This is a genomic window from Bradyrhizobium sp. YCK136, assembly GCF_044570075.1.
GTDB lineage: Bacteria > Pseudomonadota > Alphaproteobacteria > Rhizobiales > Xanthobacteraceae > Bradyrhizobium > Bradyrhizobium diazoefficiens.
Map to the genome: position 1 here is coordinate 6,922,646 of NZ_CP172424.1, position 13,709 is coordinate 6,936,354.

The 13,709-nt window shown below is 63.8% G+C and carries 15 protein-coding genes; 2 read left to right on the forward strand and 13 right to left on the reverse strand.

Features of this window, described 5'->3' with window-relative positions; genetic code table 11:
• Positions 1–173: 173 nt before the first annotated feature.
• From ACFLEY_RS33455 to ACFLEY_RS33485, 7 genes are all read right to left on the reverse strand, one after another.
• Positions 174–1,712 (reverse strand): primase-helicase family protein, encoded by a 1,539-nt coding sequence (locus ACFLEY_RS33455; protein WP_129557512.1) that lies wholly within the window; start codon positions 1,710–1,712, stop codon positions 174–176.
• Positions 1,610–2,602: a hypothetical protein gene (locus ACFLEY_RS33460; RefSeq protein ID WP_060910518.1), complete on the reverse strand. Its 993-nt coding sequence runs from the start codon at positions 2,600–2,602 to the stop codon at positions 1,610–1,612. Before ACFLEY_RS33460 ends, ACFLEY_RS33455 begins: the two co-directional genes overlap by 103 nt.
• A gap of 93 nt (positions 2,603–2,695) precedes the next feature.
• Positions 2,696–2,908 (reverse strand): hypothetical protein, encoded by a 213-nt coding sequence (locus ACFLEY_RS33465; protein ID WP_060910517.1) that lies wholly within the window; start codon positions 2,906–2,908, stop codon positions 2,696–2,698.
• 94 nt (positions 2,909–3,002) lie between these two features.
• On the reverse strand, positions 3,003–3,314 hold the full coding sequence (locus ACFLEY_RS33470; protein ID WP_129557511.1) for a hypothetical protein: 312 nt from the start codon (positions 3,312–3,314) through the stop codon (positions 3,003–3,005).
• Positions 3,315–3,545: 231 nt separating this feature from the next.
• Positions 3,546–4,748: a hypothetical protein gene (locus ACFLEY_RS33475; RefSeq protein WP_060910516.1), complete on the reverse strand. Its 1,203-nt coding sequence runs from the start codon at positions 4,746–4,748 to the stop codon at positions 3,546–3,548.
• 292 nt (positions 4,749–5,040) lie between these two features.
• Entirely contained in the window at positions 5,041–5,694 is a 654-nt protein-coding gene (locus ACFLEY_RS33480; RefSeq protein ID WP_396604308.1) for a peroxiredoxin-like family protein, read from the reverse strand.
• A gap of 145 nt (positions 5,695–5,839) precedes the next feature.
• Positions 5,840–6,124, reverse strand: a complete 285-nt coding sequence (locus tag ACFLEY_RS33485) for a hypothetical protein (RefSeq protein ID WP_060912984.1) — start codon at positions 6,122–6,124, stop codon at positions 5,840–5,842.
• A gap of 237 nt (positions 6,125–6,361) precedes the next feature.
• On the opposite strand from ACFLEY_RS33485, the gene ACFLEY_RS33490 reads away from it, so the two are divergent.
• Complete coding sequence (locus ACFLEY_RS33490) at positions 6,362–6,844, forward strand: cupin domain-containing protein (RefSeq protein WP_060911002.1); 483 nt, start codon at positions 6,362–6,364, stop codon at positions 6,842–6,844.
• Between the two features lie 165 nt (positions 6,845–7,009).
• Complete coding sequence (locus ACFLEY_RS33495) at positions 7,010–8,212, forward strand: MFS transporter (protein ID WP_060911001.1); 1,203 nt, start codon at positions 7,010–7,012, stop codon at positions 8,210–8,212.
• Here ACFLEY_RS33495 and ccoS read toward each other — a convergent pair.
• The 6 genes from ccoS to ACFLEY_RS33525 form a co-directional block, all read right to left on the reverse strand.
• Positions 8,209–8,376 carry a cbb3-type cytochrome oxidase assembly protein CcoS gene (ccoS, locus tag ACFLEY_RS33500; protein ID WP_008138466.1) on the reverse strand — a complete coding sequence of 56 codons (168 nt, stop codon included), beginning with the start codon at positions 8,374–8,376 and terminating at the stop codon, positions 8,209–8,211. The two genes, ACFLEY_RS33495 and ccoS, sit on opposite strands and share 4 nt — an antisense overlap.
• Positions 8,376–10,568, reverse strand: a complete 2,193-nt coding sequence (locus ACFLEY_RS33505) for a cation-translocating P-type ATPase (RefSeq protein ID WP_060911000.1) — start codon at positions 10,566–10,568, stop codon at positions 8,376–8,378. The genes ccoS and ACFLEY_RS33505 overlap by 1 nt, the downstream gene beginning before the upstream one ends.
• Before the next feature lie 10 nt (positions 10,569–10,578).
• A complete protein-coding gene (locus tag ACFLEY_RS33510) occupies positions 10,579–11,064 on the reverse strand; it encodes a FixH family protein (RefSeq protein WP_060910999.1) in 486 nt (161 codons plus the stop codon).
• A 15-nt stretch (positions 11,065–11,079) separates the two neighbouring features.
• Positions 11,080–12,546, reverse strand: coding sequence for a cytochrome c oxidase accessory protein CcoG (gene ccoG / locus ACFLEY_RS33515; RefSeq protein ID WP_211433818.1), 1,467 nt, complete (start codon positions 12,544–12,546; stop codon positions 11,080–11,082).
• A gap of 111 nt (positions 12,547–12,657) precedes the next feature.
• Positions 12,658–13,530, reverse strand: coding sequence for a cytochrome-c oxidase, cbb3-type subunit III (ccoP, locus tag ACFLEY_RS33520; protein WP_060910997.1), 873 nt, complete (start codon positions 13,528–13,530; stop codon positions 12,658–12,660).
• 6 nt (positions 13,531–13,536) lie between these two features.
• On the reverse strand, positions 13,537–13,701 hold the full coding sequence (locus ACFLEY_RS33525) for a CcoQ/FixQ family Cbb3-type cytochrome c oxidase assembly chaperone (protein ID WP_015687703.1): 165 nt from the start codon (positions 13,699–13,701) through the stop codon (positions 13,537–13,539).
• Between the last annotated feature and the right edge of the window lie 8 nt (positions 13,702–13,709).

The window sequence follows — 13,709 nt, forward strand, 5'->3', positions numbered from 1 at the left end:
AGAGGTTTCCACCTTCCTTGCCTCCTTGTTCCTCTTGTTCCGCTTTAAAGAGAGAAAGAATTACACGACAGCGGGCGCTGTGTGCTTTCCCATAGCGGCACACGCGGAACGGGCTCGCAAGCCATTCGCGAGCTTGCAGAAATCCCGTTCCGCGCAGCGTCCCGAAGGGGCACTCAAAACGGCACCTCGGCGCCGTCACAGGCAGTCTCTTCCAGCTCATCGTCGGTGTTGTCCGCCTGCCACTTCGTGAGGTTCGGATTGCGCCACGGCCAGCCAGGGAAGCGCTTCTCCCATGCTCGCCGGGCTTCGCTCAGCTCCGGAAACGTCCAGCCGCGATGCCGCATGACCTTCTTGTCATTCGTGCAGCCCTGCTCGCGCAGGAAGTCCCCGAGCTTGTGATCGCTCACGGTGCGCAGTCGCGGCTCGATGTTGCGGGCCTGATCATAGATACCGGGCTGGGTCACCCAGCGGTCGCCCATCCCCACTGTGACCTTATAGTCGTACTTGTTCGAGACTGCTCGATTGGGTTCGTGCGGGTCGCAACCGGCCAAGATGCCGGTCTCCAAGAGTTCAACCCACCAGCTATCCAGCGGTCCCAGCGACAGCGCCTGCTGACCAGCGAGGTCATTGCACTTCGGGAGCTGGCGCGGATGGAAGTCCGCCAGATCATGCTGGAGCAGGTCGTAGAGCATGGCGCCGTAACCGCCATTCTCCAACTGGTCGTTGATCGCCTTGAACCACTCATGGTCCTGGAGCTTGTCGTCGTTGACCTTCAGAACGAAGTAGCGCCGCTCGCGTTCGCCGGCCGGCACCACCCAGTCCTCATTGCTAGCCATCATCACATGCAGCAGGTTCGGGACCTCGACGCCATCGCGACCTTTGGCCTCGATGAAGATGGTTGGCTCGGTGACCAGCCGCTTGATGGTGCCTTCGGCGCCCTTGTTCCCGGGCCAGTACGCCTCGTCCGCGAACAACAACACGGTGTCGCGCAAGTGGCCGTTGAAGCGGCCGACAAGGTGCTCAGCGCTCGAAATCTGCAAGGCGTGCTGGCCGAGCAACTTGCACATCGCGTTCGCGACGGTGCCCTTGCCAGCGCCGCGCTTGCCCTGCATCACGAGAGCCACCTCGGCGCGCTCGTCCGGATGCTGCGCGCACCAGGCAAGCCAGTTCATGACGTAGTTGAAGACCTCCTTCTTGCGAGAGGCAACCACGATCCAGATGTGGTCGCGGAGCTTGCTCCAGTCGCCCGGCTTCGGCTGGAATGCCCATCCACGCCACAGGTTGAGTTTGCCGTTGATCACCCGGGCATTGTTGCCCGGGTGAAACGTCAGACCGTCATACTGGCGCCGCTTGGCCTGGTTGAGCCACCACGTGCCCAGCGGCACGGTCTTGTCGCCAACGTCAACACGTTTGTTCATGTGCAGGTTCTTGAAGTCGGCAAAGCGCATCAGGACCAGCTTCCAGCGACCGCGCTCATGCTCAAACGTGCCGACGAACGACTTGCCGCCCTCCTGGACGACAAAGTAGCGGGCGTTCATGCCGTCGAGCCGCTTGTCACCGGTGGGCAGCAAGCTCGGATCGGCGGCACCCTCGAGGGGGGACATCGTGTTCACGACCGCACCTCCGGCTTCTTGCCGAATTTGGCGACGGCGTCGTCGAAGAGCTTCTTCACGTCTTTGTCGTAGATGCCGCCTGAGGCATACGGCGCGCAAGCGAACATGACCGCCTGTTCAGACCACCCTTTGCCAACCATGGAAGCGATAGCGCTACGCATGCTGATCCACCAACAATGCGGCTCCCGACTTGCGTCGAGGAGCGCCAACAGTTCATCAACGCTCTTGCCGAGCTTCGGCATGTGCGCCTTGGCAAAAGCGGCCCACGGACAATCGGGCTCGGTGTCGGGCGGCAGCAGTGCGCGCAGCTTTTGGACAGAGTAGGCAGTGGGACGACGATTGACGTGAACGGTCGTAACCTCAGTGACATAGCCACGCGCAGCCTTCGCCGACGAGGCGTAGTTCACCGTTCCACCAACGCGCAGAACACGAGTGGGATCGTCTACATGATCGCTGCCGAACAGTTTCTTCAACGCGCTATTCGTAGCCTTCAAGTCGTCGGGATTGGTAATCGCTTCGGCGAGCAGGAAGTACAGGTGACAGCGCTTATGCGGCGTGTTGCCTGTCACCACCATCAGTGCCGGGTCGAGGCGCTGGGCCTTGCAGATCGCAACGACGCGCTCATGATCGCCCGCGGCGTCGTATTCGATCCAGGCATAACGAGCAGCGCCGAAGTGAGACTTGTTGGCGCGGCCGGACAGCGGAGGATTACCTTTGCGCAAGGCGGCGCCGACATACACGTTGAACCCGGTCGCATTGGCCTTGGCAACAAACTCGATGATGGCCTTCAGGTCGTGCGCGGAGAAGATGCGGCTCGTGTTCAGGGGATTGCCGGGGCGAGCATAGGCGATCTCGACCCAGCTATCCGGGCGTCCGTGCACGAACTGCGGCGAGAACAGCGCCGACATGTGCGCGCTGATCGCTCCCGTATCGGGCGCGACGGGCTCAACTTGCGCTTTTGTTGCGCGATTGCTATATGCGGGTTGCATTGACTTGTTTCCTATGAGGTTTTGAAGGTCCCGGGGCGCGGCAACGCTCCGGGATTTCGCGTTAAGTCGTTCGGTGATGGTGGATGGCGCGGCCTAGGCCGCCTTCTCGCGCGCACGACGCCAAGCGGTCGCCGCTTCCATGCTGATGGTAACGCGGCGCCCGGCGCGCATCACGCGCGGGCCGAGGCCGGCATTACGGAGCTTGAAGTACATGGATTGCGAGATGCGGTGTGCCTCGCAGAATTCCGGGATGGTATAAGCGCCGCGTGACACCGGTTGTGTGTTGTCACCGGCAATGGCTGCCATGATGTCCTCCTTGTTCGAGAAGCGGTAAGGAGGACTGTGGAGCGCGGTGCAGTTTCAGGCCAGCACGCAAACACGCATGCGTATTTGCGTGCGGTCAGGCGCGGGAGCCTCGACGGCCCAGTGCGCGTGCAATGCTGTCGGTTGAAGGCAGCTTGGCGCCTTTTTCCAAAAGAGACCGCAAACGGGTCTGGATTGCTTGCAGGGTCATATTGTCCGGCGGATGTCCGTCCGGCGGAAATGCCTTTGGTAGCAACTCTTTGACGCGTTTGACCTGCCAGCCGTCCCTTGTGCGCCGGTGGAGTTTGCCAATGACGGTGCGGTCAGCGCGCATCCAGCTTTCTGCGGAAGCAGCAAGTTCGCTGGGCTTCCAACGATCCATGGGTATCTTTGAATCCTTCTTGGTCATGAGCTTAATCCACTAAGGTTCCGAGCCAATGGATCATCCGAGGCGCGCCGCTAACGCGACCGAAATGCTAAATTCATCAGCAGGGCGAAGTCCAGACAGACCAATACTAGAGGCAAACAGTTCCTGCCTATGTCGGTTGTATTTTCGCCGCTTGTAACTCCCTGGTTCACGCCACCATCGACTGCCTGCGATTGGTTTAAAAACACTTCACGAGTTAGCCCGCAGCGCGCGTCATGACGCTAATCGCATGGGTGGATCGAGATCATCTGCTGGGCGAGATTGTGATCCGAAATCGATCAGCGTCGCGCGTGTCAGCGCGTCGGTTGGATCGCCGATGATGTACCGGCTGTAGTTCCGCTCGATCATCTGGACGCTCGTGTCATGATGCGCGGCGACCACGCGCGTCGGCACGTGCTTCAGCAGTTGCCGCACAATCGAACTGTGGCGCAGCGCATACGGCGTCACCCCGACACCAAGTCCGAGGCGTTCGACCATCGGACGAAAGGTTGTCGCCAAGTTCCACATCTTTTCGAACAACGGCGCGTGCGAAACCTTGCCTTTCGCCTGTTCTCGCAGCGCCTTCGACAACCTTACCGAGATAGGTAACGGGCGATATTCGATCTTGCGGTTTTTGCCCTTGCGGCTGGTCGGCATCATCAACCGCGGCGCAATCGGATGGTCTTGGAGGTCATCGGGCGTCAGTTTGAACACCTGACTTTCGCGCGCGCCGGTCTCGGCCAGCACGTCGATAAGCAGCCCGAAGTCACGATCCTCATCATACGAGCCACTGACCAGCGCAGCGACAGCCTGATCGGGCAGGATGACGTTGCGCGCGACTTCACTGTCGGGCAGCTTCTTGAGGCCGTTCTTCCATGCCGATGCATTGCTGATGCGCTTGTCATGGCGCGCGGCAAGCGCGAGCGCGGCCTTCAGCGAGCGCCCAATGCGGTCGGCTGACGAAGGCTTGAGGCCTTTTTTAACCAGACCACCGCGCCATTCGCGCAGCTCGCGCTCGGTGAGCAGCGCGACCGCCTTGGTCTTCAAGGCGTCAGTCAAGTGCAAGCGGATTTCGGACGCATTGTATTTACTGGCGCCACGCATTTCGAGATCGGCTTCATAGGCGTCGATTGCCGCGGCGACACTGATCGGCTGTTCGCTGGTGCCTTCGCCAGCTCGCGCCAGCGCCTTGGCTTTCTCCAGTGCCTGCCAGTACGTCATCACGCTCTCGCCGTTGGCGTCCTCATGATCGTCGGCGAGCGAAAAGCGCTTCAGCCAACCATGGGCTTTCACACTCCACGTGCCAACGCTCGCGTTGCGGCGATAGGCGAGAAAGATGCCGGGTGCGATCAACGCGGTGTAAGGCTTCTTGCGTGTGGCGAGTTTCAGGCGTGCAGTGCGGGTTTCCAGAAATGCAGAACGTGTTCGGCGGGCCATAGTGTCCCTCAAAATGTCCCCAACACAGGGGTGAAGCAGTATGGAGCCCACTGTAGCGCAGTAGAGATAAAATCAGCAATCACAATCACTTAGTAGAGTTGCATGGAGCTGTATGGAGCGCTATGGAGTCCACCTTCTCCCCTTGTGGGAGAAGGTGGCGCGAAGCGCCGGATGAGGGGTATGTCTCCTTAAACTCAGCTCAGCGTTGGAGGAGAGAGACCCCTCGCCCGTCTCGCCGCTATGCGGCGAGCCACCCTCTCCTACAAGGGGAGCGGGGAAGAAAACGCGAGCCTCAGTTCTCCCGGCTCGCGCTCTCCAACACCTCGAGCAGATCGTCGATCTCCATGCGCTTGCGGAAATCCGGATCGACGAAGCGGGCCTTGACGATGCCGTCGCGGCCGACCACGAACACCGCAGGGATCGGCAGCATCCAGCCGTCATTACCGTGGAATTTCGCCATGTCCTGATAGGACAACAGGCTCTGGATCTCGGCGCCGAGCCAGATCGCGAGATTGAGCGACAGGGCATAGCCGTTGTCGAGATCGGTCAGGATCGGAAATGGCGCACCAGAATCAGCCTTGAGCTGCCAGGTGTATTCCTGCGTCTCCGGCATGATCGCAACGATCTGCGCGCCCATCGCCTTGATACCGTCCTGCGCCTGGACCACGGCGCGGACATTGAGCCGGCAATAGGGACACCAGTGGCCGCGGAAGAACATCACCGCGACGGGGCCTTGCGCCAGCAGCGCGGGCAGCGTCACGAGACGCCCGCCCTCGTCAGGCAGCATGAATGGCGGCATCGCATCGCCCGGACGCGGCGCGTTCTCCCCGCCGCCGTTCCCGTTCAATCGCGCCACCAGGCGATCGACCGCCTCGCCATAGGCCGGAAACACCTGGCGGCTTGCGCCGGCATACGCGAGGAGCTGCTCGTTCAGGGTTCCCTCCATCTCGCGGCAGCGCTGGAAGGCAAGCTTGAGCTGCTCGGCGTCAGCTGGTGAGAGAGAGGTCCTCTTCCGCTCCGGCGTTCGAAGGGCGAATATTAGGTTCCTGGTTCGGCCGCCCGCAAGGGGCGGCCGTTACGCGAGGGCCGGTTCAGTTCACGTAGAAATTGCCGGTGGGGTCGAGCCGGCCGGACGCGGAGTACAGCGTGCCGTTGTCCATGAAGAAGACGGTGTTGTCGGGCACCTTCTTGGCGTGCTTCATCATCACGTCGTGGTTCTTCTCGGCCGGGGCCATGGCCATCGCCGACATCTTGCCGGGCCCGCCATAGACATAGGCCATGCCCGCCTTCAAATCCCAGGCCGCTTCCGAGAAGGCCGAGGTGGCGATCACCGCGAAGACGGCGGTAAAAATCAGGGTCTTGGACACTTTCGTCATGAGATACTCCTCCGGATTGACGTGAACGCCCGCCAATCGGGCGCCCCGCCATCGGACGCCGGATACCCCGGAAGCGGAAATGCCGATGCCCAATCGGTTCGATAGCCGCCGCGCATCAACATAGCGCAGCGCTATCGCATCGAAAGCAAGCCGGTATTTCATAATCGACGCGGTCTCGACGAAGCTCCTGCCATAGCCGGCGACCAGCGAGGTTGCGGCCAACAGAGGAGAGTTCCCATGTTCAAGCAGCACATCTTGTCGCGCCTGGTCTGGTCGGGCGCAGCCGTTCTCGGTGCACTGACATTTGCGGCGCAGCCGGCGCTCGCCGGCGAATGTCCCGCCGACAAGGTCAAGCCGAACGCACAACAGATGGTCGATTACAAGCCGGTCGGCGTCACCGACGTCACGCTCGGCGCCATCGACCTCGGCAAGCAGCCGGCGCATATCGAGGGCCGCGAGCTGCGCTTCCGCAAGCTCACCATCGAGCCCGGCGGCATCGTGCCCTGGCACAGCCACGACGACCGTCCTGCCCTGATCTTCGTGCAGCAGGGCGAGATCGTCGAATATGCCTCCAACTGCGTCGATCCGATCGTGCACAAGGCCGGCGACATCCGCCCCGAGGTGTTTGGCACCTCGCATTGGTGGAAGAACCTCGGCAAGGAGACGGTCGTTCTCTATGTCGGCGACGTCCGCAGGGACCCCAACGACCACCACATGTGACGCGCGCTTGAACAGGCCGCCGTTCCGGGGCGATGCGTAGCATCAAACTACGGTGCGCAATTTGCGCACCTGGGAACCTCGAGATTCCGGGTCTGGTGCTCCGAGCCGCACTTTGCGGTCCCGTCCGCACCAGCCCGGAATGACAGATCAACGGAGAGCCGTGCCATGACCGATCTTTCCGCGTCGATCAAACCGGCCGCGATGACGATGGACGCGCATTCCCCGGGCCTTGCGCTTCGTTCGCTCGTCATCGGCCTCACCGCCTTCCTGACCGTCGTCGATCTCTTCGCGACGCAGGCGATCCTGCCCTCGCTGGCGCGCCATTACGGCGTCACGCCGGCGGCGATGGGCTTTGCCGTCAACGCCAGCACCTTCGGCATGGCGATTGCTAGCCTCGTCGTCGGCTTCTTCAGCCCGCATATCAACCGGCGGACCGGCATCCTGCTCAGCCTCACGCTGCTGGCGGTGCCTACGAGCCTGCTGGCGATCGCGCCAAATCTTGGCGTCTTCACCGCTTTGCGGATCGCGCAGGGCCTGTGCATGGCATCTGCCTTCGCGCTCACCCTCGCCTATCTCGGCGAGCAATGCAGCGCGATGGACGCCGGCGGCGCGTTTGCCGCCTACATCACCGGCAATGTCGCCAGCAACCTCGTCGGCCGGCTGATCTCGGCGGCGGTCGCCGACGGCCTCGGTCTCGCCTGGAATTTCTATTTCTTCGCGGCGCTCAACCTCGCCGGCGCGGCGCTGGTCTATTTCACCATCAGGCGCGTGCAGCCGATGCATGCCATGACGCCGGCGGGCCCGCCGCTTGTCGCCATGATCGCGCATTGGCGCAATCCGCGGCTGCGCGCCGCCTACGGCATCGGCTTCTGCATCCTGTTCGCCTTCATCGGCACCTTCACATTCGTCAATTTCGTGCTGGTCCGGCCGCCGCTGTCGCTCGGCATGATGGATCTGGGCCTCGTCTATTTCGTCTTCCTGCCGTCGGTCGTCACGACGTCGCTCGCTGGCAGGGTGGCCTCGCGGCTCGGGACGCGGCCGACAATATGGGGCTCGCTCGCCGTCGCCGGGCTGGGCCTGCCGCTGATGCTGGCGCCGCATCTGGGCGAAGTGCTCATCGGCATGGTTCTGGTCGGTGTCGGAACATTCTTCGCGCAGGCCGCCGCGACCGGCTTCGTCGGACAGGCCGCCACCGACAACCGCGGCGTCGCCAGCGGAACCTATCTTGCCTGCTACTTCTGCGGCGGGCTGATCGGCACGGCCGTGCTCGGGCGACTGTTCGACAGTTTCGGCTGGCACGCCTGCGTCGCCGGTGTCGGCGTGGCCCTCGCGGCCGCGGCCATGCTCACATTCGCCCTGAAGCGCTAGCGCTTGACCGGCGCTTCCTGCGGCGGCTCGTCATCGGCGATCGCGCGCCACGCCGCCCCGTCGAGATCGTCGTACTGGCCGCTCCTGAGCGACCAGAGGAAGGCGACGAGACCGGCGCCTCCGAGCATCAACGCCAGCGGAACCAGGATGACCAGGATTTCCATCACACGATCTCCCGCGAGCCGCTGCGGGCGCGCAGCGAATTCAGCATGACCAGGATCGACGATCCGCTCATGGCGGCAGCGGCAATCAGGGGCGTCACGACGCCGCTGATCGCAACCGGCACCGCGAGGACGTTATAGCCGATGGCAAGCCAGAGGTTCTGCCGCATCAGGTGCAGCGCCTTGCGCGCGGAATCGATCGCGGCGACGACAGGAGCCAGCGGCCGGCCGAGGAAGACGAGATCGGCGGTGGCCTGGCTGAGATGCGCGGCCGAGATCGGCGACATCGAGACGTGGGCGGCCGCCAGCGAGGGCGCGTCGTTCACGCCGTCTCCGACCATCAGCACTCTTGCACCGCGCCGCTTCAACTCCTCGATCCGCGCGATCTTGTCGGCCGGCGTGACGCCGGCACGCCATTCCGGAATGGCGAGCGCATGGGCCGCGGCCTTCACCGCCGGCTCGCGGTCGCCGGAGAGGATCTCGATGCCGATGTTGCGCGCCTTCAGCGCCGCGATCACGGCCTGAGCGTCCGGACGCAGGCCCTGACGCACCCAAAGGATGAATTTTTCGGCTCCCTTGCTGAAGGCCACGATGGAGGCTTCGGGATCGAGCCTCGTCCCGTTGCCGACCAGCGCCTCGGCGCCGCAGAAGGACGGACGGCCAAGGCGGATCTCGGCGCCGTCGACGTCTGCGCGCACGCCCTGCCCGGCCTCCTCGACCGCGCCGACGATCGGCGACCTGGCGCCGGCGGCCTGCGCCACCGCGGCGGCAACCGGATGATGGCTCGACAGCGCGAGGCGGCCGGCGAGTTCGAAGATGTCGGCGGGAATGTCAGCCGCGTTCATCACTTCGAGGTCGGGCAGCGTCAGCGTGCCGGTCTTGTCGAAGATGACGTGGTCGGCTTCCGCCAGCCGCTCGATCGCATCGCCCGAGTTGAGCAGCACGCCGGACTTGAACATCGCGCCCGAGGCCACCGTCTGCACCGTCGGAATCGCGAGCCCAAGCGCGCAGGGACAGGTGATGATCAGCACGGCAACGCCGGTCACGATCGCATCATGCCAGGACGCACCCGCGATGACCCAGCCCAAAATGGTGATGAGCGCGGTCGCATGCACCACCGGCGCGTAGAGCCGCGAGGCGCGGTCGGCGAGCCGCATGTAGCGCGAGCGTGCCTGGAGCGCGTTGTCGAGCAGCCGCGCGATCTCGGCGAGCAGCGTCGCTTCGGAGGCCGCAGAAACGCGCACCCGCAACGTGCCGGAGATATTCATGGAGCCGGCATAGACCGGCGTGCCCTGCTCGGCCGTGACATAGAGCGTCTCGCCGGTGATCAGGCTCTGGTCGATCTCGGAACGCCCCTCGATCACTGTGCCGTCGACCGCACAGCGCTCGCCGGGCCGCAGCAGCACGATGTCGCCAGGACTGATCGCAGCGACGGGCACCTGTGAAATCTCGTCGGGCCCGACGAACTTGGCCGCCGTCTCCGCCTTCAGCGCGGCGAGATTGCCGGCGACCGCGCGCGTCCGCCGCCGCATGTTCTGGTCAAGGAAGCGGCCGACCAGCAGGAATGTCAGCAGCATGATCGCCGCATCGAAATAGGCGTGCTCGGCATGGTGGATGGTTTCGACCACGGACATGCCGAGCGCGAGGATCACGCCGATCGAGATCGGGACGTCCATGTTGGTCGTCTTGGCCGACAGCGCGCGCCAAGCCGAGCGGAAGAACGGCTGGCCGGCATAGGCCGCCGCCGGCAGCGCGATCAGCGCCGACAGCCAGTGGAAGAAGTCGCGCTGCTCGGGCAGCATGTCCGAGACGTTGCCCGACCATACCGGGATCGACAGCATCATCACGTTCATGGTGGCGAACGCCGCAACGCCGAGGCAGCGCAGCAGGAAGCGCGATTCGGCGACCTCGGCCACTTCGGCGCTCTCGGTCTCGAACGGATAGGCCTTGTAGCCGAGCTCTTCGAGCCGGTCGATGAAACGGCCCGGGTCGAGCGTGCCCGCTTTCCATTCCAGCGCGACGCGGCGGTCGGTGAGATTCACGCGCGCCAGCGTGACGTCGGGGATGGCGGACAATCCGCGCTCGATCTTGGCCATGCAGCCGGCGCAGTGAACCCCCTCGACCGCGAGATCGATGTGCTTGATACCCTCGCCCGCGGTCCGGACGTAGTGCGAGAAATCCCGCGTGACGTGCATGACGACGTCCTCAGTTCAGGATCACGCGGTTGCGCGACAGGAATACGCGCGTCCCCCGCGCCTCGCCCTCGATCACCAGGTCCCACTGGCCCGGCGCGACGGAGGCGGCACTGCCGCGATAGATGCCGATGCCTGCCTCCGAGAGCTCGACCGAAAGATCGGCGCGCTTGTCGGTCGGTCGCTCGAGCCGGCCGCCGAACTTCAATCCGGACACCGGCTGGCCGCTGGCATCGCGTGCCTCGACCTGAAGCACGGCGCCGCCATCGGTCCCGCGCTCGATATGGGCGTTGACCTTCCATTTGCGCGCGGCCTGGTCCTGCGCCGCCGAGATCTCGCGATCATAGGTGAGACCCGCGGCATAGGGGCTGTCGACGTCGGTGCCGGGCAGCGTCGCGATCGCGAGCTTCATCATGGTCACGTTGACGCCGATCACGACGCCGAAGAAGGCGACCAGCATCAGGAAGACTTTTGTTCCGGTCAGCGGCTTGGAGGCCATGGCTGTCTCCTGATCCTAGGGCGCGACGAAATTGTCGGTGGCGGACGCGACCTCGCCGAGCCCGATATCGGTGACGTGGAAGCGAACCGGGATCGACTTCTCGGGATTGGTCTCCGCCGGCGCCGTGACCAGCAGGCGCAGCTCGCTGGTGGAGTCGCGGGGGATCACGATCATCGGCCGGTCCGGCGTCACCGAATCGACGCCGATGACGTGGACCGTCAAATTGGCCGGACCGTTCGCGTCGATCGCGATGACGCGGTCGTAGCCGCTCTTGTTGAGCAGCCGAACCGTGTAGGCGTTGCGGATCGAGCCGTCGCTGAGCTTGACCGCGACCGGATTGCGGTCGTGCAGCACGTTGACGTCGAGCAGGCTGCGCGTCGCCAGCGTGTAGATCATGAAGCCGCCGATGGCCGCGATGATCGCGCTGTAGACCACGGTGCGCGCCCGGACGATCCGATAGATCGGCGCCTTGCCTTCCTGGCGGCGATGGATGTTGATGTCGTTGTCATAGCCGATCAGCCGCTTCGGCCGGCCGATCTTGGTCATCACGTTGTCGCAGGCGTCGATGCAGAGGCCGCACTGGATGCATTCCATCTGCGGTCCGTTGCGGATGTCGATGCCGGTCGGGCACACCGCGACGCACTGGTAGCAATCGACGCAATCGCCGACCTGCTGGCCGAGCGCGCGCAGCTCGGCCGCCTTCTTCACCGAGGTGCGCTTCTCGCCGCGGTCGTAGCGGTAGGTGACGTTGAGCGCCCATTCGTCGGTGAGCGCTGCCTGGATCCGCGGCCACGGGCACATATAGGTGCAGACCTGCTCGCGCATGTAGCCGGCCAGCAGATAGGTCGTCGCGGTGAGGATGCCGATCCAGATATAGGCGATCATCGGCCCCTGGAAGGTCACGAGTTCCTTCACCAGGGTCGGCGCGTCGTTGAAATAGAGCACCCAGGCGCCGCCGGTCCACCAGGCGATCAGCAGCCAGATCGAATGCTTGAGCACGATCTCGGAGATGCGCTCGAGCTTCATCGGGTCGGATGATCTGTCCTTCTTCATCCGCTCGCGGCGGTCGCCTTCGATCAGGCGTTCGACGGCGTAGAACAGGTCGGTCCAGACGGTCTGCGGACAGAGATAGCCGCACCAGATCCGGCCGCCGATGGAGTTCATCAAAAACAGCGCCACCGCGGCGACGATCAGCAGGCCGGTGAAGTAGTAGACCTCCTGCGGCCACAGCTCGATGAAGAAGAAATAGAAGCGGCTGTTGGGAAGATCGATCAGCACCGCCTGGCTGGGCGCGCCAAGGCCGCGATTCCAGCGCACGAACGGCAGGAAGTAGTAAACGCCGAGGCAGAACGCCATCAGGCCCCATTTAATCCGGCGGAACGTGCCGGAGACGCTCTGGGGATAGACCTTCTTGCGGGCTGCGTAGAGCCGCCCGACGTCATCTTCCGATGTGAGGTCTTTCGGGTTCACGGTCTTGTTCATCGCCTGAAACTTTTCGAGGAGGTGCGATTAAACCTAGACCCGACGTCGCCGCGTCAGTTGATCCAGCTCAAACGGGGGCACTTTTGTTCGCCCCCGTTTGCCGCGGATCTGCTATTTTCCACCGCCCAGCGAGTGGACGTAGACCGCCATCGCCTTGATGGTGGAGGGATCCAGCCGCCCTTCCCAGGCCGGCATGACGCCGGCGCGGCCCTGGCTGATGGTCTCGATCAGGGCAGCCTCGTCCGAGCCATAGAGCCAGATCTTGTCGGTCAGGTTCGGTGCGCCCATTTCCTGGTTGCCCTTGCCGCCGTCGCCGTGGCAGGCGACGCAATTCTCGACGAAGATCTTCTCGCCCTTGGCGGCGTCGTAACCCTTGCGGGTCGGCAGCCCCGACAGCGACCGCACGTAATTGGCGACCGTGACGATCTCGTCACCCTTCAGCACGCCGTCCTTGCCGAAGGCGAGCATCTGGCCCTCATGCGTCTTGGCGTGGCCGGAACGCGCGCCGAACTGGATGGTCTGCATGATCTGGTCGAGCGTGCCGCCCCACAGCCAGTCGTCGTCGTTCAGGTTCGGGAAGCCCTTGGCGCCGGCGCCGCCGGAGCCGTGGCACGGCGCGCAATTGTCGCCGAACACGGTCTTGCCCTTGGCGCGCGCAAGCGCCAGCAGGGCCGGGTCCTTCTCGATGTCGGCGAGCGAGGCCGCGCCGAGCGCCGCCATCTTGTCGCCCCTGATCTTCTCGAGATTGGCGAGCTCGACCGCGACGTCGGCGCGCGAGGAGTAGCCGAACAGGCCCGTCGTATTGTTGGAGATCAGCGGCCAGGCCGGATACACGATCCAGTAGCCGATCGCCCAGACGATGGTGAGGTAGAAGCAGATCACCCACCAGCGCGGCAGCGGCGTGTTGAGCTCCTTGATGCCGTCCCACTCATGTCCGGTCGTCGTCTTGCCGGAAACAGAATCGAATTCGCTATGATCGGTCATGGTCTCTCACTCCTCCCGCAACGGCAGGTGTGCTGCTTCGTCGAACGCAGCCTTGTTACGGGGCCAAAATGCGTAGGCGATGATCGCGAGAAAGATCGCGACGAACACCGGCGTCCAGATCGTGGTCACGAGACCGGACGCGAGATTGTCGAGGGTCAGGATGGCTTTCATCGTTGATG